Source organism: Ancylomarina longa (assembly GCF_003996985.1).
In the GTDB taxonomy this organism is placed as follows: Bacteria; Bacteroidota; Bacteroidia; order Bacteroidales; family Marinifilaceae; genus Ancylomarina_A; species Ancylomarina_A longa.
This window is the reverse complement of the sequence record NZ_RJJX01000027.1, coordinates 19,522-39,283: the sequence shown is the minus strand read 5'-3', so window position 1 is coordinate 39,283 and position 19,762 is coordinate 19,522. Positions and strand designations below refer to the sequence as shown.

The following is a 19,762-nucleotide window of genomic DNA, read 5'->3' as shown; positions in this document are numbered from 1 at the left end:
TTCTGCCATTATTTTGGCAAGGCTAAACTTTAATGATTAAAATAGACTTTATGCAATACATTGTTTAAAGCTATCAGCATTAATCTCTAAACTAGATTGTTAATTATATTAAAGTAGCCCCATGTTATTTAACAGAAAAATAATAAACAGATGAAATTAATATCATCAAAAAAAGTGAATTTATACACGAGCTTGTTTGTGATTGCATTAATGGGATTACAATATATACTCAGCTTGTATCTTCCTTTTCACTTTCTTTTCTTATTACTATTTTCCATCATTGGCGGTTCATTGGTATTTGCAATTAATAAATATTTATTGAATCGGTTTATGTATTCAAAAATAAGAATGCTTTATAAAACGATCCACGATACCCAAATTATTGATCAGGAATTAATAGAGGATGTGAAAACTTTAGACGCTTTGGAAAAAGCAGAAAAGGACGTTAAAGAATGGAGTGAAACCAGAGGCTCTTTGGTGTCACAGTTGAAAAAACAAGAAAAATATCGAAAAGAATTTATTGGTAATGTTTCTCACGAATTAAAAACACCCATATTTAATATTCAGGGTTATATTTTAACCTTGCTGGATGGAGGATTGGAAGATAAGACTATTAACCGGGCTTATTTAGAGCGAACTGAAAAAAGCATTAATAGGATGATCACTATTGTGAAAGATTTAGAGGTGATTTCTAAATTGGAATCTGGTGAATTAAAGTTGATAATGGAGCGTTTTAATATTATCGATTTAATAAACGAAGTAATCGAAATGCATGAAATGCGAGTACAGAAGAATGGTATTCAAATTTTCTTTGAGAAAAGTAATGCCGCACCAAAATTTGTTTATGCCGATAAGAAGGAAATCTTTCAGGTACTTAATAATCTCATAGTTAATTCAATTAAATATGGTAGAGAAAAAGGTACTACTGTTATCGAAATTATGAAGATGGATAATAAAATGTTAATTGAAGTTAGAGATAATGGAATTGGTATTGAAACAGATAATTTGCCAAGGATTTTTGAACGATTTTTCCGCGTGGATAAAAGTAGATCCCGAAATATGGGTGGATCTGGTTTAGGTTTGGCTATCGTAAAACATATAATAGATGCTCATAATCAAAATATTAATGTGAGTAGTACCTATGGAGAAGGAACTAGTTTTACCTTTACATTAGAGCAATCAAAATAACTTATAAAGCAAAATTCTATGGAAAATAGCGATTATAAAATTTTATTGGTAGATGATGAATCTGATATTCTTGAATTTTTAAGTTATAATCTTAATAAAGAAGGTTTTCAGGTTTCTACTGCTGAAAATGGAAAGGAAGCCATTGAAAAGGCAAAAAAGTTTCAACCGCATTTAATTATTTTAGATGTTATGATGCCCGAAATGGATGGTATAGAGACCTGTGAAAAAATAAGATCACTTCCTGAATTTTCTGATGTACTAATATCTTTTCTTACTGCAAGGGGAGAAGATTATTCACAAATAGCAGGATTTGAAGCTGGAGCCGATGATTATATAAATAAGCCTATCAAACCTAAGGTATTTATAAGCAGGGTAAAGGCCTTATTGAAACGTTCTGGTAGAATGAATGGGACAGAGGATGACTCCAATAATCGTTTAACGACCATTGGAAATCTTTCTATTGACCGCGAACGCTATTTGATTATCCAAAATGGAATAGAACTTTCTCTTCCCCGTAAGGAATTTGAATTGTTGGTCCTTTTGGTTTCTCGTCCTCAAAAAGTATTTACTCGTGATGAGATTTATGCCTCTATTTGGGGTGAAAAAATTATAGTAGGAGACAGAACAATTGATGTTCATATTAGAAAATTACGTGAAAAATTGGGCGATAAGTATATTCAAACTGTGAAAGGGGTTGGTTATAAATATGTAGATGCTGTATAACTATGCATAAGCCAAGGTAGCAATGCTAACCTTTACACCTTCGGCAACTTGCAAAGCATGAGCACAAGCCTCTAAGGTAGAACCTGTGGTTACCACATCATCAACTAATAGTAGATGCATATTGCATAATTGTTCTGGATTTTGAAGGCTAAATATATTATCTACATTCTCCCAACGCTCAAGCTTATTTTTTTTGGTTTGCGATTGTGTATGTACTTTACGGATTAAATTGTTAGTAAGTACAGGTACTTTCATACTCTCAGCTATGCCATCGGCGATTACTTCTGCTTGATTATACCCTCTAATTTTTTGCTTCCTGGGATGAAGGGGAACAGGTATTATCATATCGATATCCCGAAAAAATTCGGATTTATGTAAATTATATCCTAGAAGTTTTCCCAATTCTATTCCAATTTCTGTTGCTCCGTGGTATTTTAATTTGTGAATTAATTTCTGATACTTACTCCCTTTGGAAAAGGTGTAAAGGGCAGCTGCATATTCAATTGGAACTCTTCCCCAAAACAATATAGAAACCGGATTATGTTTTTGTAGGTGAAAATCTGTTTTCGGTAAATGATACAAGCATTTGGTACAGATAATTTTCTCATTTTTAAATAAATAATTACCACATGCAGCACATAGATCAGGATAAAACAGATTGATAAAATCATTTACCCAAATTCTGATAGTTCCTTTAAAAGACATAATTTATCAGTATTATTTTTTGTTTTGTTAGTATTTATAATAAAAATAAAAAAATAAAACTATTTTTCAGATTAAGTTTGATTCTATTTACACTAAATGCGACTGTTTTTTAAAACGTCAGAATTCCAATTTTTCGAGTGTTTTATCGTTTACATATCAAGAAAGACCTCTTATTTTTTGCGTGAGAATCGTTATTATTGCAAAAGCGAATTTAAAAGGATATGTTTTCATGATTACCTTCTCTGAAATAGGAAAAAGTTTCACCAACTCTATAACTCGAGTATTGCGATATTCGGTTGTAGAAATTTCGGGTTTTTTTCAAAGAAACAGATATGGTGTAATGGGAACTATTGCCTTTCACATGTTGCTTCTAATCTTCTTCTTAAGTATTCATTTAAGGACGAAGCGAACATTTATTGAGTCGGAAATTTATATTGAAATTCCACAAGAACTTAGTGATCAGATTCAGAAAAAAAAGGAAGATGAAATCGCAGAGGCACTAAAGGCAAAAAAATCAGAAATATCGCAAAGTGTGGATGAACTTCTGAAGTCGATTGCCGTAAACCAAAATGTTGAGAAGAAGAATGCTGATCCGAAACAAAATGTTCGGAATATGATTGCCAATATTCAAAAAAATATGCAGGATTATACTTCGGATGACGCTGCTGATATTGATAAGAGTGGAGATTCCAATGAATTCCAAAAGGATAGCCTAAGATCTGTAGAGGAACAGCAAAAGCAAAAATTATTGGATTCTTTGCAAAATTTGGAGTATAATGGAGCTAGTAGTGTTTATTATAGTCTAAAAGACAGATATAAAGTTTTCTTGCCAATTCCTGTATTTAAATGTGAAGGAGAAGGCAAAATTATGGTTGAGATTAAGGTTGATAAATCCGGGAGAGTTTTGAATGCCTCTATAAATCGAGGACAATCAATTGAGGATGATTGTTTATTTGAAGCCGCTCTACTAGCCTCCCGAAAAACGAGGTTTAACGTGAGTACCAATAGCCCAATAGTGCAAATAGGTACTATTACTTACCAATTTGTGAAGCAGTAGTGTTCATTTTTATTTAGTAATTCTATTTTGTTTCTAATTGAATTATGATTAGATACTGATTATATTTAAATTTGGATTCGTTTTTTACCTAAAGCAATTTTAAGGATATGAACTTTTTTTTAGCATCGAAATTACGGAAAGCATCAAATACGGAAGCAATTGAAAAAAAACGTGATGAGCTGAGAACGAAATTTGAAGAATTTGTAGCTTTTTCAGAATCAGAAGAATTGAAAGACTTTTACGAATTGGAAAAAGAAGTTCTTTCCGATTCCTTTAAGGTGAATAGAAAGCAAATTGAGAACAAAACTTATAAAAAAAGTAATCTTTATAAAGTTGAAAGAGATTTTAAACGATATCAGAGATCGAGAAGGTTTAAAGTTTATTTTCGTCTTAAAGATTCTTCGGAACTTTCAACTTTTCAGTTGATGCGAGAGTCTGATGAGATTTCCCGTTATCGTGAATTGTCTATTCTTGTAAAATCAGCATCTTTTAATAGGAAAAAACAAGCGCAGGAATTATCAGAATTTAAGAGTATGAAGCGTTCACCTCGAATCAAAGAATACTTTAAATTCAAAAATTCTCGCTCTTATAAGATATATTCACAACTGCTCAAATCTGCTGACCTGAAAAAATATATTCAATTAGAGGAGCAAATTAGTTCGGAAGCTTTCCTCGAAGAGAAGAAATTTTTACTCGATAAAAAGAGGTTTGAGAAGACAGAAGATTATCAAAAATTTCAAACTTATCAGAATCTAAAAAATTCGGAAGTATTCATGCATTTTTTTAAATACCAAAAGGAAAAACCTTTTGAGGAGATTAAGAACTGGAAATTGAGTTTTTTAGATGAATTTGAGGAGAATCAATTAGACAAAAATAAGTGGATTACGCGTTATTATTGGGGAGATAAGCTTTTAAATAAGGGTTTTTCATTAGATGGAGATTTACATTTATTTACTGATGGTGATAATATTCAAATCTCTAATTCGGTATTGAAATTGATAGCAAAAAAGGAAAAGAAGGAAGGATTAGCATGGAATAGCAATTATGGTTTTATTCCTCGTGATTTTGATTATACTTCTGCTATTATTAATACAGGACAGTCATTTAGACAAAAATATGGAAGGTTCGAAGCAAAAATAAAGGTTAATTCATCTAATACAGTAATTCCCTCTTTCTGGATGTTGTCAAATAAAAGTTTACCTCATGTCGACATTCTTAAAACACATTTAAATGGTAAAATTGTAACTGGATGTTATAATGGTGAGGAATCAAAACTTCAAAAATCTCAATTCAAAGTAAAAGGTATCGATTTAAGTAAAGGATACTTTATTTATACTCTTGATTGGTCTGAGAATGAATTAATTTGGAAAATAAATGATGTGGTTGTAGCTACTCAAAAGCAGGGAATTCCGAAAGTCGAAATGTATCTTAATTTCTGTTTGAGTGTTCCTAAAGATAATGATAATCTAAATGCCTCACTCGATATAGATTGGGTGAGATGCTATAGCAAGAAAGCATAAAAAAAAGTGCCATGTGGCACTTTTTCTAATTTAGTGAAGTTCCTACGTTAAAAACACTAAAATAATTGTCGATGGAATTAGCAAGTTGAGATTTAAGGTTGTCCAATTCTTGTTTTTCCATTTCATCTTCATCCCAATAGGTGAGAATAATATTGAGATAATCTTTTATTAATTCCGGTGTTGTTTTTAATCCTAAATCTTGTCGGAGTAAGACATTAAATTCGGCGAACCACAGCAAGGCAATCTTGTGTTCGTGTACTGTACCTTCTACAAAGGAGCTTAATGATTTAAATTCCAGAAATTTTCTAATGGTTGTTTCAGATGCTAAATAATAGAGGCGGGTACCCAATTCTAAGAATTCTTTCTGAAGTCTTTTAAAATTGCTTTTGCTCTTTTTTTCACAAAGAATTTTCATGAAAAATGAATTAATACGAAGAAACTCTTCTCTTTTTTCGGCGGAATTAGAGTACAAGTTATTGGCGACTTGTTTGTTTTGATCAACCGACTCTGATTCTTGAACAGGTACTTTAGAATTCTTCTTATCCTGTATTAATAAAGAAATAATAAATGCTAAAGCCGATAAAATTAAAATTTGCAGTATGATTGAGATGATTTCCATGTTTTAGCGTTTAGTGTATATGGTTAATTTGGTTAAAAGGAAATAGCATTCTCCCATCTAAAAATTTACGAATTATTATGTTTTTACCCAAAATCGATTAGTTACATTTTATTTACACACCTTTTTTGTAGATAAACAATGGCTTATAACGGATGAAAAAATCATTTTAATTTTTTATAAAAAAGCTGATAAAATCAAATAAATCAGTTATTTATCCATTAGTAGAATGTGGTAATCAAGTTAAGAAAAGCTTTGTTAAAAATCACGCAAAATTATTAAAAGAATATAGTTTGTTTTTACTGTTAACTATATAAATAAAAAAAGCCGGTTATTCGACCGGCTTTTAAACTATATAAAGAGTTTTTATTTTTTGGAGAACATTTTGTAAAAACGGTGTTCTATTTGCGTTGAAAGGCGGAACATTACCGGTGCAATAATAAGAGTTAGAAAGGTTGCAACAGTTAATCCAAAAATTACTGTCCACGACATTGGTCCCCAGAAAGCAGTACTATCACTTCCAAACGAAAGATAAGGATCGAATTCGCTGAGCAGGGTGAAGAAATTAAAATTCATACCTACGGCAAGAGGAAATAATCCTAATACAGTCGTGATGGCTGTTAAGAGTACCGGACGAAGTCTGGTTTTCCCTGCCTGGGCAATACAATCAATTTCTTCTGAAGATGTCAGGTATTTTCTATCCTTCATATCTGTGGAAGCTATTTTCCGCTTTCTTAATAAAGCAATATAGTCTACCAAAACAATTCCATTATTCACAACAATTCCTGCTAGTGAGATAATTCCAATACCAGTCATTAATATCACGAATGGCATTTTAAAAGCTCCCAATCCAAGAAAAACACCAATAGTACTAAATAGTACTGTAATCATGATGATTATTGGTTTGATGGCTGAATTAAATTGTGAAACAAGAATCAATGTAATTAAAGCAAGTGCAATCAATAATGCCTGAACCAGAAACTCGGATGTTTCTTCCTGTTCTTCTTGTTCTCCTGTTAGCTTTACAGTATATCCTTTTGGCATGTCAAAACCGGATATCAATTCTCTGATTCTTGCATTTATTTCATTAGCGTTATATCCTTCTTTCACATTAGAATAAATGGTCACCACACGCGTGTTATCAATCCTGTTGATTCTTTCGTAGGTAGATCCATAATTGTAGGATGCAACAGCCGAAATAGGTACTTGAACCATTCTATTACTAATCGGGCTCAGGACATTTAATTTCTGATTCATCAAGGCAGGAACATCATATCTGTACTTATCGTCTAAACGAAGCATGATATCGTATTCATCTTCTCCATCCTTAAATTTGGAAACCTCCAAGCCATATAATGAATTTCTAAGTGCACGTGCCACCTCATTCGTAGATAAACCAAATCTTCTCACTTTATCACGATCGATATGTATTAACATTTCTGGTTTACCTTGATCCAGGTCAAGTTTTAATTCTTCGGCTCCTGGTATTCTATCCTCGTCGATTAATTGTTTTACACGATTAGCCTGGGTTAAAAGTTCTTCAAAATCATCACCCGAAACTTCTACATTGATAGGGTAACCAACATCAGGTCCTTCATTATCCTTTTCAACAAATATTTTTGCTCCATGAAAGCCATTAAAATTGTTGGTAAGTTCTTTCATTATTTCAGAGGTACTCGTTCCACCTCTTTCTTTAAACTCAACAAAGGAAACGGTTGTTAAAGATTTATTAGCTGACCGATCACCAGAGAACATTCCTCCTTTACCAGAACCAACATTGGTTGATATAGATCTGATAATATCATGGTATGGTTTCATGGTTTTGGCAACAATATTTTCCACTCTTTTAGAAACCTCATCTGATTTATGAATGTCTGTTCCCAAAGGGAGTTCCATGGTTACATAGATTGACTTTGGTTCATTTTCAGGGAAGAAAACTGTTTTGGGATTTCCTCCAAAATAAAACCCGATTGAGAGTATCATTAGAAGAAAAGTTCCCATGAAAAAGACTAAAGGTCGAATTCCCTTTAAAGCAAATCGCAATGTTTTTTCATAAGTATTTTCTAAAGTGACTAGGAATACCAATTGAAACCATCTGGCAAAAGGTTTTAGTATAGTTAAATTGATTAATGTTACTAAACCAATACAAGCCAAAAGATTTGCCATTAAAAAGGTATCCATTATACCAAATATTTTTAAGGCGTAAAATGGAAGAGAAGCGGCAAAAAATGCAGATGAAATAATTCCAAACTTTTTTACATTTAGCTTTTCTCTTATATTTTCATGTTTTACAAAAGTGGCTGTAAAAACAGGATTCAGAATTAAAGCAACGAAAAGGGAAGAAGATAAAACTATAATCAAGGTGATAGGTAAATACTTCATAAATTCACCCATAATTCCACCCCACATTAATAGTGGAAAGAATGCTGCCAAGGTGGTAGCTGTTGAGGAAATAATTGGTCCTGCAATTTCACTTACACCTCTTTTGGTAGCTTCCAGTTTACTTAATCCTTCTTCGTGGAGTCGATATACATTCTCCACTACAACAATAGCATTATCTACCAACATTCCTAAAGCCAAAATCAGGGAGAATAAAACCATTTGGTTTACAGTGTATCCGATTTGGTTTAGAATGATAAAGGAAATGAACATGGACATTGGAATGGCTAAACCAGAGAAAAGTGCATTTCTCAAACCCATAAACAGATATAGAATGATAATCACTAATAACATCCCCATGATAATGGAGTTCTCTAAATCGCTTACTTGACCTCTTACATCTACTGAAGTATCATCGGTTACAGTTACAATCAAACCTCGTGGTAAAGCACCTGTTTCTTTCGATTCGGAAATGATTTTATAAATCTGGTCTGTAGCTGCTAATAAATTCTCTCCCGATTTTTTTGTTATAGACAGGGATACAACAGGCTTATTATTTAATCTGGAAATAGAAGTTAGCTCCTCGTAACCATCTACTACGTTTGCAACATCGCGGAGATAAACAACTTTACCATTTATCACTTTTACAATGGTATTTTCAATCTGCTGCATATTTGTATAATCCGCATTGGTACGAATACTTCGGCGAGTATTGTCGGTAATTAAAGTACCTGCACTAACAGTTACATTCTCGTCACTAATAGCCGTTTCGATATCATGAAAGCTAACTCCATTGGCTTCCATTTTATGTAAGTCTGCATTTATCTTGATTTCTCGTTCGTCAATTCCTTTGATATCTGCTTCTGATACTTCTGGTAAGGCCTCGAATTTGTCTTGCAAGTCTTCAGCAAAATCCTTTAAATCATCCAATCCAAAATCACCCGAAAGGTTGACATTAAGAATTGGAAAATCAGCAAAATCAATATCCTCTACGATTGGATCTGTATCGAGATCATCCGGAAGCTCGCTAAGTGATTTATCCACCTTATCTTTGGTGTCCTGTAAGGCTTGTTTCACTGGAACATCCGTATTGAATTCCACTACTATCAAGCTCATATCCTCATAGGATGCAGAGGACATCTTTTTTACACCCTTCAGAGATTTTAATTCTTTTTCAATTGGTCGTGTTACCAGGTTTTCAATATCAACTGGTGAATTTCCCGGGTAGGGTGTTGTTATTAATATATTTGGAATTACAACTTCGGGAAAGTACTCCCTTGGCATGCTTTGATAGGAAAACCAACCAAACATGCATAGAATTGCTGTTAGAATAAAAATTGAATTTTTATTCTTTAGAGCAGCATACGTGAGTTTAAAATGACGTTGGTTTTCTTCAACACCAATAGTATCTTTTTCTTTATCCATATCTACCGTATTTATTTGGTGCTAATTAATGAACCATTTACAACTTGAGAAAATCCTTCGGTAATGATTTTGTCTCCCAAACTTAAACCAGAATCAATAAGGGATAAATTATTATAGGTTTTACTCACATTCACATAAACTTTTCTTGCTACCAAATTATTATCCTCAGTTTTAGCGAGATATAGATAGTTACCATTAAAATCTTGTTTAATGATAATGGAAGGAACAACCATAGCATTCTTAATTTCGTAGTCTTTTATCTTGATAACTGAAATTAAGTTTGGTTTAATTTTATGTTTTGGATTATTCAAATTGATTCGAACTTTAAAGCTACGGTTACTAGGGTCAATCACATTAGAGGTTCTATAAATGGCCGCTCTTACCTGATAGTTGATAGCCGGAAAATCTAAATCTGCTAATTCACCTGCTTTGATATAATTTAAGTAGGTTTCCGATACATCGCCCTCCACATATACTTTATCAATATTTACCAATTGAAGGAAAGGAACGGATGGACTAGCTATTTCTCCCTTCTTCTGATACACTTCATCCACAATACCACTAAATGGAGCTTTTATTATCGCCAGATCTTTCTGTGCTTGCAATGCTTCCAGATTTCTTTCAAGCGATTCTTTATTTGATTTTGCCTGCAAATATTCGATTTCTGAACCAATTTTTTGATTCCAAAGTCGCTCCTGTCTTTCGAATATTGTAGTTGTTAGTTGGAGATTTGTTTCTGCTTCGTCAATCATTTTTTGAATCTGCGATGTATTTAATCTACCAAGAATAGCTCCCTTTGAAACAATTTGTCCTTCTTTTACTTCAATGGAAATAATATTACCGGAAGTCTCAGGCGATATGGTGATATTTTGATCCGCTTCCACATTACCTGTAACTTGAATAAAATGTTCAAAATCAGAACTTTTTAATTCGGTAATGGCAACAGGAATATTTAGATCTTTATTATTCTCGCTTTCAAGCTCTGATTCAAGTTGGGAGATTTTCTTTTTTAGAACACTTAGTTCGGACTTGTATTGCTTTAGTTGTGATTCTTTATTCAAATCCTTTTCTACGTCCTTTGCCGAACATGCGAATAGTATAGGAATGATACCTGCTATAATTAATTTTTTCATTCTGTTATATTTTTGAAAGCTTGTTACAATTTATAATTTACCCAATGCTTTTTTGAATGCAATTTTTGAATTTAGTAGTCCCAATGTAGCGTTGATATAAGCCGAATGAGAATTTAAATATTGTTGCTCGTTTTCCGAAAGCTCGGTACTGGTTGAGATTCCTTCGTTAAATTTGATTCTGGTTCTGTCATATATTCTTTTTGCTATTTGAACACCTTCCAGATCATTCTCGTATTTTTCCTGCGCATTAAGCAGGTTAGAAAAACTTAGAGTAAGATCTTTTTTCAGGTTTTGTTTCACCATCAACTGACTATTTTCCAGCTTCAGATAATTTATTTTCTCCTGTTTAATTTTGGATCTTTTTTTCCAAGCAGAAAATATTGGCATCTTCAATTGAAATCCGATTACCGATGATTTAAACCAGGGAACATCAGACCGAAAGACATTAGAATAGTCGGAACTGGTATTTTTACTATAGTTGTAAAAAGCTGAAATAGTAGGTAAGTAGGCTGCCTGTTCATTTTTTATAATTAATTTCTGAGCCTTTAATTGTGTATCAATTATTTTAGAATCAATATGATTTGTAAGATCATAGTTGGAAATAACCGGTTCCTCTGATCGAATAGGATTGATGAGTTCTTCCAGACTATTTTTAAGCGAAATTTGCTGATCAATATCCATTCCCATGGTGAATTTTAAAACAACAAAAGCTGTTTGAATTGCTCTTTTGGCATCGGATAGTTGATTTTTAGTAGTGTTTAGCATTAAGCGAATCTGGTCTACATCTAATTCTTCTCGAAATCCATTCTGATAGTAGGCATCTGTTTCGCGCAATAGTTTTTCATTTATAGCCAGATTTTCTACAATGGTTTTGTAATTTTCTTTCGCTACTAATACAGTATAGTATGCTTGTGCCACTACATCTTTAATTTCAATTTCAGATTTTTCCTTCTGATCTTTTGAAAGCTGAACGTAAACTTTTGCAGCCATCGTGCCAACGATATACGAACCGTCGAATATTTTCTGACTTACACTAATACTAGCCGAACTACTATATTTTTGTCCAAATTTAATAGGAGTATAAGTACCAGGCTCACCGCCGAAAAACTCAGAAGGAAGCAGAGATACTTGTAAATTTAAATTGTTATTGTAATCTGCCGATGCATTTATTTGAGGCAAGCCGTCAGCTATGGTTTCCCATACTTTTTTACGGGCTACTTTTAAATCATAATCGGTTCCTTTTACCGAATAGGAATTTTCCAGAGCATAATTCTGGGCTTCTTGCAGGCTAAATGTTCCGATTGATTCAGTTTGCGCTTTTGCTGTTGGTGAACCAAATCCGAGAAAAATAACCAATGCTGATAGGAGGATGTTTTTCATTTATAAATCACTTAAAATTATTTTCTAAATATGCTATTCCTTTATTTGTACAGATACCGTGTAAATGGTATGATGTAATTTCTTGATGGAGTTGAATTCCTAACATTTCATCTTGCGAAAATATTTTATACTCCGAATCGGGTAGATTGAGATAAAAAAGAACCAGTGTTTTACTTATAATTTCAACATTTATTTCCTGTCGATAAAAGCCCTCTTTTATTCCTTTCTCAATATTGTATTGGATATCCTGTTGAAATTTCTTTTGCTTTTGTTCTTTAAATTTTTCCCAGATATCAGGGAAATATTTCTTAAGATCATATTCCATGCACTGGTTAGATTTTCCAATTACTTGTTTGATAAATTGGAAAAATTCCAAATACTGATCTATGGCATTTAAAATCTCTAATTCTTTGGTTTGGAAAGAAAATAGCGGATGCTCAATTTCCCATGCCAGTACCTCTTCTACCAAATCTTTTTTATGAGAATAATATTGGTAAAGGGTTTTCTTTGAAATCCCTATCTTCATTGCAATATCATCCATGGTAACCCGTCTAATTCCATGCTGAAGAAATAACTCCCAACTTGCCACTATGATATTTTCTTTTTGTTTCTCCATGTCGCAAAGATAATAGAAGAATAAACTTTGGAAACTATTAGCGTGTCAAAAGTTTTTTGGTTTTTGTTAATTCTTGTTAAACCGTTTCTTTTGCTCACTTTTGTGCCATATTTAATAGCGTAAAAATAGAAATCAATCAGCCTGTGTTTGCTGCTTATTAGGTAACAGCATCTTTTTTATCGGTAAATGGAACGTTCTCCTTATCCATTTTTCGGGCCCAATGAGTAAGGTTTTATACTTTTTCCCCTTATTTGGGGTTTTAATAAAGAAAATACGAATTGCTATGAAGAAAATATATTGGATTCTGATTCTATTCTCCTTTGGCGTAAAGTCTTGGGCACAGGTTCCCATTGTAGGTGGAGAAAGATTAGATTATTATAGTGCCTGGACCGAACGAACAGCAAAAGTGGTGCCCTTGAAAGAAATTCATTTGAGTGCTTTGGCTGTAAGCAGATATGGTAATTATTCTAAAACTGAAATTAATACCCAAGCCTTGCTTTTTCCGCTTGTGCCTAATCTTGGATTTAAGCACGAATGGTTTGGTAAGAATACTATTGTTTCCACACAGCACACTTTTTATTATCCTACGCTGGGATTAAAATGGATGAGAAGTAGTGGATTTCAAGATCAAATTCCGAAATCAGCAAGTATTCCTCAAATATTTGTTTTTAGAAATGAACTAATTGTCAGTCGTATATTAAATCCACAACCGGCCGATTGTTTCGTGCGGGTTCCTGATTTGATTTTAACTGCTCGCCTGGGTTTCGATTTTGCACTAACAACTGGAAAATCTGATTTTTCACCACTCGATTACTATTTTCTTTATCAGCGAACTTCTACTTATCAGGCGAATCGCAAGCTTTATTTTGCAGGTCTGGAATTGGATGGTAATGTGTATCGGAATTTTAATTTTTCAATCAATGCAGATTATTATTCCATTGATTTTAATGGAGAATGGGCGATGGAAAGTCAGGGGAAAATTCATTGGCACCGCAATAGTAAATTCTCAATTTCTGGGGGCTATAAAATGTATTATCTCGATAGCAATTACGGAACTCAATTAGTGGCCACACCTATTTTAGATTTTGTTTTTAAGCTAAATCACAGAACGAAATTGCAAAAAGGATTGTTTAAAAAGTAAAAACCACCTATTTAAAAAATAGATGGTTTGCAATATAAAAAAATGGAATAATTTATTTTAATCGGGATGTTAATTCAGAAATTAAATTTTCATATTTACGTAGAACACGATCCCACTCTCTAAAATCTTCATCTTTTTTAATACTTGTTCCTTTAAAATCAGAATGTTCTGAAACGAGTTTAATTTTGTATACCAAAGGTTCAACTGATGCTTGCTTTACAATAAATCTGGTTCTAATAGTTTTAGCATCAAAAGATTGTGCAACCCAGGCTGTTCTAAGATATCCTGTTTCTTTATCTGTAATTTCAATTACATCAAAACTTGAAGTCACAATTTGACTGATTAATTTCCATGCATCAGTCTCAGCTTTCGAGGTTTTTAATTCAATATCAGAATTTGCTATATCAGTTTGAATAGATGCATCGTATGAATCATCTCTTCTCATTTCAATATAATAAGTTTTTGGTGGCCTTGCAGAATATCGGTTATTACAGAATTTTACTTTTTCAGTTAAATAACCAATTTTTCGAGATTCAATATTAGCACAACTTTTTGAAACGATAACAATTTCGACTTGCCCGGTTCCAATATATTTTCCATCTTGATAAATTTTAGCATCAGGTTCTGAACAGCTAACTAGAACTGATTTCTTTAATGCAAATGCTGATGAAGTAACTATGAGTAGAAATAACAATAGCGTAAAATATTTTTTCATTCGTGAATGATTTTGTGTTAATACTATGATATAGTTTTCGATGCTAATATAATCGAAATAAATTTAATTATCTCGATATATTTAATTGAGGCTTGCTCAGGGTTTATTTAATTAAAAACTAATTTTACAAGATGATTTTATAATAATATACGCGTTACTGGGGGTGGTCACAATATTTTTTCTATTTTAGTTTTGTGAATATTTATAAACTAGTAAATTATACTATAACTTTTAAGACTTTAATGTAATCAAGAATAAAGTCTTGAATTGAAACAAATTCTATGAAAATTTTTTTACTTTTTGCTTTATTGCTAGTAGGTGCTAAATGGTGTTTTGGTCAGGAGATAATTTCAAAAAAAGATAAACTATCTAAAATTGAAGTTGCAAAATATACTATTGTATATTTTAAAGATGGAGGTAACGGTAGATCAGAAGTTACTGTTGATGTTGGTGATGGATTGGAATGGAAATTTTACGATAAAACAGCGAGAAAGCTTCGAAGAATATTCATTAGTCAGACTGACTTGTTGAATTACATGTTTAATAAAGGGTGGGAATTAAAGGAAATGGTAAGTTTAAAACCTCAAAATCAATCTTTTATATTTAGAAAGATAGAATGAATATTAAAAATGAATGAGCCATTCAATCTAGAATGGCTCATTCGTTCTACTAGTGATATAAATTCGAGTATAAAAATCGCTTGATATTGCGTTTGGGTGTTTTCTCAAATTCTTCGAGATAAAGTACCATCTTCGAAATTTTCATATAAGCAGGTAAATCTTTATTCAGAATTTTTTGATTTTGATTAATTGCCTGCTCAATTTCTTCTTTTGTTAAACCTTCGGCATCGCATGCTTCGTAATCCGGGTAAACCATAGCTATTAGCTTGTGATCCTTATCATCTGTTACAATAGATTCCTGAATAAAAGGTAAGTTGTTTAATCTGGCTTCGATTTCTTCCGGATAAATATTTTGTCCTGAAGGTCCTAAAAGCATGTTTTTACATCTGCCTCTCAAAAATACAGTATTGTCTTCGTCGATGATACCCATATCACCAGTTCCCAACCAGCCATCTTCACTTAAAACCTCTTTTGTAGCTTCCGGGTTTTTAAAGTAACCTTTCATTACATTATCTCCCTTTACCTGAATTTCTCCTACAATATTATAAGGATCATCCGAATTAATTCGGATTTGCATACGATCAACAATGCTACCGCAAGAATGAGAACGAAAGTTTTTGTTAGGACTATAACTGATTAGCGGACCACATTCCGTCATACCATATCCTACTGAAAACGGAAACTCTATCTTTTTAAGAAAATTTTCAACTTCCTTATTTAAAGCAGCACCTCCAATAACTACTTCAATAAATTTTCCTCCGAAGTTTTCGGTCAGGGTATTTTTAATTTTTTGATAGACTTTTCGCTCCAACAATGGAATTTTAAGCATCAACTTAACCCGGCGACTTTCTAAAACGGGTATAATTTTTTTCTTGTATATCTTTTCCATGATTAATGGAACCAAACAAATTAAACGAGGTTGTACCTCTTGGAAAGCCTTGGTTATAATCTGTGGAGTGGGAACACGAGAAAGAAATACAACATGACAGCCACAACAAAATTGGGTTAAAAATTCGAACATACATCCGAAAACATGAGCCAGTGGCAAGAAGGAAACAATTTTATCCTTTGGTCTTAGGTCGATATGATCAAATCCAATTTGTACATTGGAATATAAAGATTTGAATGGTAACATTACACCTTTCGAAAAACCAGAAGTTCCGGAGGTGTAGGAAATAACAGCTGTTTCTTCTTCCTTTGAATCTATAAATCCCAGGGAGTCTTTAGTAATAGGTGTAGTTTGGGATTGCTCATCTGCCTTTTTTATTGCTTTCTCCAACTTTTTATCAGAAGCAGATAGTATTTCAAAATTAGCCAGAGATAGTATTCCTTTAACCTCAGGAAGTTTGGTATCATCAATTTTATTAAAAACATTATCCGTGGCAAATAATAGCCGAGCCTCAGAATGATTCAGGATGTGATGAATATCGCTTGAATTAAAATCCGGAAGTATTGGCACAATTACAGCTCCATAGGTAATGGTACCCAAATAACTTACTGCCCAATTATTAAGGTTTCTCCCAATAAGAGCAACTTTATCGCCACGCTTTATTCCCAGTTCTTTAAACAGAAGATGCATCCATTTAATTTTCTGAGCTACTTCTTTAAAACTTAGGGTATCTTTTTGGTAGTTTGTAAATGCAGGATTCTCCCAGTTTTTCTGAATAGTATCCTGTATGGAATTGATTAACTTGTTTTTAATCATATACTTACTGTGTTATTGCGGGGCTAAAGATACTAATCTTGTTAAAGAATCATAAACAAAGAATACTAAAATCCATTAAGCATGTGCTTAAGACGCATATTATCAGTAGTGTAAGTTGTGGTTTACATTCTCGAAAAAAGTAGCTATTACGCTTAATATTAGAACCAATTAGGTTTATACCATATCGCATTAAAATTTATTTGGTTTTTTTGTGAAAATATGTAACTATTCAAAACTTGGCTTACTAAATAGACAACAAATAAGATTTATATATTGAAAAAGGAAGATAGATTTAATCAGATTTTATCGGAAAACAGGGAACGCATACAAAGGATATGCAGGTACTATAGTTCGAATTCCGAAGATCAAAAAGACATGTACCAGGAGGTGCTTGTTAATATTTGGAAAAGCCTCGACAATTTCAGGGGCGATTCGGCTATTAGTACGTGGGTTTATCGTGTTGCAGTTAATACTTCGCTGAGTTTTACCGGTAAGGCCTTTAAGCAAATGAAGCTTATAGTAAACACCGATACACAGAATCTGAGTTCTATCTTAGATGATGAAAGTCTGGAAGCAAAATATAAAGAAGAAGCTCGATTTAATCAGTTTCAAAATGAACTCAACCAGTTATCGGTAATCGACAAAGCATTAATATCCTTAATGCTTGAGGGTTTAAAAATGAAAGAGATTGCCGATATAATTGGTATAAGTGAATCTAATGTTAAGGTTAAAATTCATCGAATTAAAATCTATCTTAAAACCAAACTTACAGGAGGGAAACATGAATTTAAATAGAAATAATATAGAACAACTGGTTGGTAAGCTTAAAACCGAAGATGCTCGTTACGCAAGAATAAGTAGAAGCTTTCAGATTATTTATTGGATTCTTATTCCTGTTTATTTACTACTTACAATAGAAAGTTTAACAGAGACAAAAGATATAAATCAATTAATTGGGGATGTTTGTTTTATTATATCTTCTTTAATATTTGCATTGTTTTTTGATAAATATTATAAGGAATATAAATATGTAGATTACGCTTTGCCAACAATTCAGATGTTGAAAAATGCCGCAAACAGATACAAACCTTTTCATATAAAAAACATATGGGTATTAATAGCTGTTTTGTTTATGGATGCAGGTTTGTGTTTAAATTCATCTCTTAATTTCTCTGTAGTTAAGGTGCAGATATATTTTATTGGAGCACTTATTCTGGCTTGTATTATAGGCTTAATTGTTTGGCGCATTAAATACAAAGGGATTCGCGATAATGCTTTATCTGTTATTGCCGAAATTGAAAGAGAATAAAATAATCAGGCAATTGAGCAGAAAATAATGGGAGGGAGTTAAGAATTATAAAATTTAAAATTATGAAATACAGATTACGCTTTATATTTATATCAGTTTTTGGCTTAGGAAATTTAATTCTGTCGCTAAGTGAAATATTTAGAGATAAATTAACAGATTTTGAATTTGGGTTCCTCGAAGGTATTTCAGTAGTATTTATACTAACCGGAGCTATCTACTTGTTGTATGATTTTGCAAAAAAAAACATCCGTTTAAGTGCATAAAGCAATAAAACCAAAGATCTTCCGAGACAAGAATTAACACCAGATTTGGTGTAAGTACTGGTTTGATAACCGAGTAAATCAAAATTACTAGTACTACCAAATCAAAAATGCTAGTACTAGCAAATCTAAATTGGTAGTACTAGTAAATTAAAAATGGTAGTACTAGCAAATCGAAATTGTAAGCAGAGGCTTCAAAAATGGAAAAATCCCTGAATTTTAAAATTCAGGGATCTGTCTTAAATTGTTTTAATACGCTTTAATCAACGGTGAGATCAAAGTCTAATTCACCAATATGTAAGGTTTTACCATCCATTTTGGTGCGTACTTGTAATTTGTATTTTCCTGCTGTTAATTCCTTTGGTACATTAAAAATGGCATCAGAAGGCATATTGCGCAAAAAACTTTCTACTCTATGGCTTACAGCATCTTCCGAAATAAAGAAAATACCTTCTTCTACATCCTCCTGATTCGTTTTTATTCTGGAACCTTTAATCTTAGCCGCTGCTCCAGGTGTGATTTTATCATTTTGAGTATTAGTCTCCGAATCCTCAAAATATTTAATATCAGGAATGATTTCAGCAGCTTCAATTTTAATTAGTTCTATTTGCTCTCCTATCTTCCTGAAATCAACACCAGGTTTGTAATTGAGATTAATGTGGTGTAGGTTCGGATCAAATTCGGTTATTTCCCGGTCGAAAACACCTGATATACTCAAACTGATATTGCACATTGGGCTTACAATGTTGTGACCTTGAATCAACTCTTCATGAATTACAGATTCGTATGCCTGCACTGCCACAAGCACATCAGATTTGTTTAAGGAACTGTGTCGGCTAACTACTTTCTGAATAATCTCATTCTGAGTTAGAGAGTTAAAAACAACTGGTTTTGCAACATAATCATCTTCTCGCTCGGTTAGAGCATTTTTTCTTAAAATAAATGGTACTGCCATTTTATTATTATATTTGAAGGTTAAACAATGAAGCGTGCAGTCTGGAGTTCCGACCGTCCAAAGGAAGAGCAAGAGACTGCACAGCTTTTAATTATCGGTACTGAAATTAAACAAAATTAAAGAAGTATCAAATAAATTTCTTGTTAAGCTATAATTTCTTGATTTTATTTATTCATATTTTATTATGGATTAGTAAGATAGATTAAACTTAGAATCGGTTTAAATTATTATTGATACTTTCCCACTCCCTTTTTATTCTACAATTGATCTTGATATTCTACTTCTATTTCAAGATTGTATTTCCTAATATCAGAA

General features: G+C 32.5%; 18 protein-coding genes. 9 read left to right on the top strand and 9 right to left on the bottom strand.

Annotated elements, in window-relative coordinates:
• The first annotated feature begins 150 nt into the window (after window positions 1–150).
• Both DLK05_RS14615 and DLK05_RS14610 read left to right on the top strand, forming a co-directional pair.
• Window positions 151–1,188: a sensor histidine kinase gene (locus DLK05_RS14615; protein ID WP_127344756.1), complete on the top strand. Its 1,038-nt coding sequence runs from the start codon at window positions 151–153 to the stop codon at window positions 1,186–1,188.
• An 18-nt stretch (window positions 1,189–1,206) separates the two neighbouring features.
• The gene (locus DLK05_RS14610) at window positions 1,207–1,911 is read left to right on the top strand and encodes a response regulator transcription factor (protein WP_127344755.1); all 705 of its coding nucleotides are present in this window, start codon (window positions 1,207–1,209) and stop codon (window positions 1,909–1,911) included.
• Here the strand turns inward: DLK05_RS14610 and DLK05_RS14605 are convergent, their stop codons facing one another.
• Window positions 1,912–2,616 carry a ComF family protein gene (locus DLK05_RS14605; protein ID WP_127344754.1) on the bottom strand — a complete coding sequence of 235 codons (705 nt, stop codon included), beginning with the start codon at window positions 2,614–2,616 and terminating at the stop codon, window positions 1,912–1,914.
• A gap of 229 nt (window positions 2,617–2,845) precedes the next feature.
• Here DLK05_RS14605 and DLK05_RS14600 point away from each other — a divergent pair, with 229 nt between their 5' ends.
• Together DLK05_RS14600 and DLK05_RS14595 are read left to right on the top strand one after the other, a co-directional pair.
• Entirely contained in the window at window positions 2,846–3,673 is an 828-nt protein-coding gene (locus tag DLK05_RS14600; RefSeq protein WP_127344753.1) for an energy transducer TonB family protein, read from the top strand.
• 107 nt (window positions 3,674–3,780) lie between these two features.
• The gene (locus DLK05_RS14595) at window positions 3,781–5,193 is read left to right on the top strand and encodes a glycoside hydrolase family 16 protein (RefSeq protein ID WP_127344752.1); all 1,413 of its coding nucleotides are present in this window, start codon (window positions 3,781–3,783) and stop codon (window positions 5,191–5,193) included.
• Between the two features lie 25 nt (window positions 5,194–5,218).
• On the opposite strand, the gene DLK05_RS14590 is transcribed toward DLK05_RS14595, so the two are convergent.
• From DLK05_RS14590 to DLK05_RS14570, 5 genes are all read right to left on the bottom strand, one after another.
• On the bottom strand, window positions 5,219–5,812 hold the full coding sequence (locus DLK05_RS14590) for a hypothetical protein (protein ID WP_127344751.1): 594 nt from the start codon (window positions 5,810–5,812) through the stop codon (window positions 5,219–5,221).
• A gap of 363 nt (window positions 5,813–6,175) precedes the next feature.
• A complete protein-coding gene (locus DLK05_RS14585; RefSeq protein WP_127344750.1) occupies window positions 6,176–9,613 on the bottom strand; it encodes an efflux RND transporter permease subunit in 3,438 nt (1,145 codons plus the stop codon).
• Between the two features lie 11 nt (window positions 9,614–9,624).
• Entirely contained in the window at window positions 9,625–10,746 is a 1,122-nt protein-coding gene (locus DLK05_RS14580) for an efflux RND transporter periplasmic adaptor subunit (RefSeq protein ID WP_127344749.1), read from the bottom strand.
• Between the two features lie 30 nt (window positions 10,747–10,776).
• A complete protein-coding gene (locus tag DLK05_RS14575; RefSeq protein WP_127344748.1) occupies window positions 10,777–12,126 on the bottom strand; it encodes a TolC family protein in 1,350 nt (449 codons plus the stop codon).
• Between the two features lie 7 nt (window positions 12,127–12,133).
• Window positions 12,134–12,742: a TetR/AcrR family transcriptional regulator gene (locus DLK05_RS14570; RefSeq protein WP_127344747.1), complete on the bottom strand. Its 609-nt coding sequence runs from the start codon at window positions 12,740–12,742 to the stop codon at window positions 12,134–12,136.
• A 283-nt stretch (window positions 12,743–13,025) separates the two neighbouring features.
• On the opposite strand from DLK05_RS14570, the gene DLK05_RS14565 reads away from it, so the two are divergent.
• Window positions 13,026–13,883 (top strand): hypothetical protein, encoded by an 858-nt coding sequence (locus DLK05_RS14565; RefSeq protein WP_127344746.1) that lies wholly within the window; start codon window positions 13,026–13,028, stop codon window positions 13,881–13,883.
• 52 nt (window positions 13,884–13,935) lie between these two features.
• Here DLK05_RS14565 and DLK05_RS14560 read toward each other — a convergent pair whose 3' ends face one another.
• The gene (locus DLK05_RS14560) at window positions 13,936–14,598 is read right to left on the bottom strand and encodes a hypothetical protein (protein WP_127344745.1); all 663 of its coding nucleotides are present in this window, start codon (window positions 14,596–14,598) and stop codon (window positions 13,936–13,938) included.
• 281 nt (window positions 14,599–14,879) lie between these two features.
• Between DLK05_RS14560 and DLK05_RS14555 the strand changes: the two genes are divergently transcribed.
• The gene (locus tag DLK05_RS14555; RefSeq protein WP_127344744.1) at window positions 14,880–15,218 is read left to right on the top strand and encodes a hypothetical protein; all 339 of its coding nucleotides are present in this window, start codon (window positions 14,880–14,882) and stop codon (window positions 15,216–15,218) included.
• Between the two features lie 49 nt (window positions 15,219–15,267).
• Here DLK05_RS14555 and DLK05_RS14550 read toward each other — a convergent pair whose 3' ends face one another.
• Window positions 15,268–16,923, bottom strand: coding sequence for an AMP-binding protein (locus DLK05_RS14550; RefSeq protein WP_127344743.1), 1,656 nt, complete (start codon window positions 16,921–16,923; stop codon window positions 15,268–15,270).
• Between the two features lie 273 nt (window positions 16,924–17,196).
• Between DLK05_RS14550 and DLK05_RS14545 the strand changes: the two genes are divergently transcribed.
• The 3 genes from DLK05_RS14545 to DLK05_RS14535 all read left to right on the top strand — a co-directional run bounded on the left by DLK05_RS14545 (window position 17,197) and on the right by DLK05_RS14535 (window position 18,495).
• Window positions 17,197–17,718, top strand: a complete 522-nt coding sequence (locus DLK05_RS14545) for an RNA polymerase sigma factor (protein ID WP_209319899.1) — start codon at window positions 17,197–17,199, stop codon at window positions 17,716–17,718.
• Complete coding sequence (locus DLK05_RS14540) at window positions 17,705–18,232, top strand: hypothetical protein (RefSeq protein WP_127344741.1); 528 nt, start codon at window positions 17,705–17,707, stop codon at window positions 18,230–18,232. The genes DLK05_RS14545 and DLK05_RS14540 overlap by 14 nt, the downstream gene beginning before the upstream one ends.
• 62 nt (window positions 18,233–18,294) lie before the next feature.
• Window positions 18,295–18,495 carry a hypothetical protein gene (locus DLK05_RS14535; RefSeq protein WP_127344740.1) on the top strand — a complete coding sequence of 67 codons (201 nt, stop codon included), beginning with the start codon at window positions 18,295–18,297 and terminating at the stop codon, window positions 18,493–18,495.
• Between the two features lie 256 nt (window positions 18,496–18,751).
• Here the strand turns inward: DLK05_RS14535 and DLK05_RS14530 are convergent, their stop codons facing one another.
• A complete protein-coding gene (locus DLK05_RS14530; RefSeq protein WP_127344739.1) occupies window positions 18,752–19,447 on the bottom strand; it encodes a DNA-binding domain-containing protein in 696 nt (231 codons plus the stop codon).
• Window positions 19,448–19,762 lie beyond the last annotated feature (315 nt).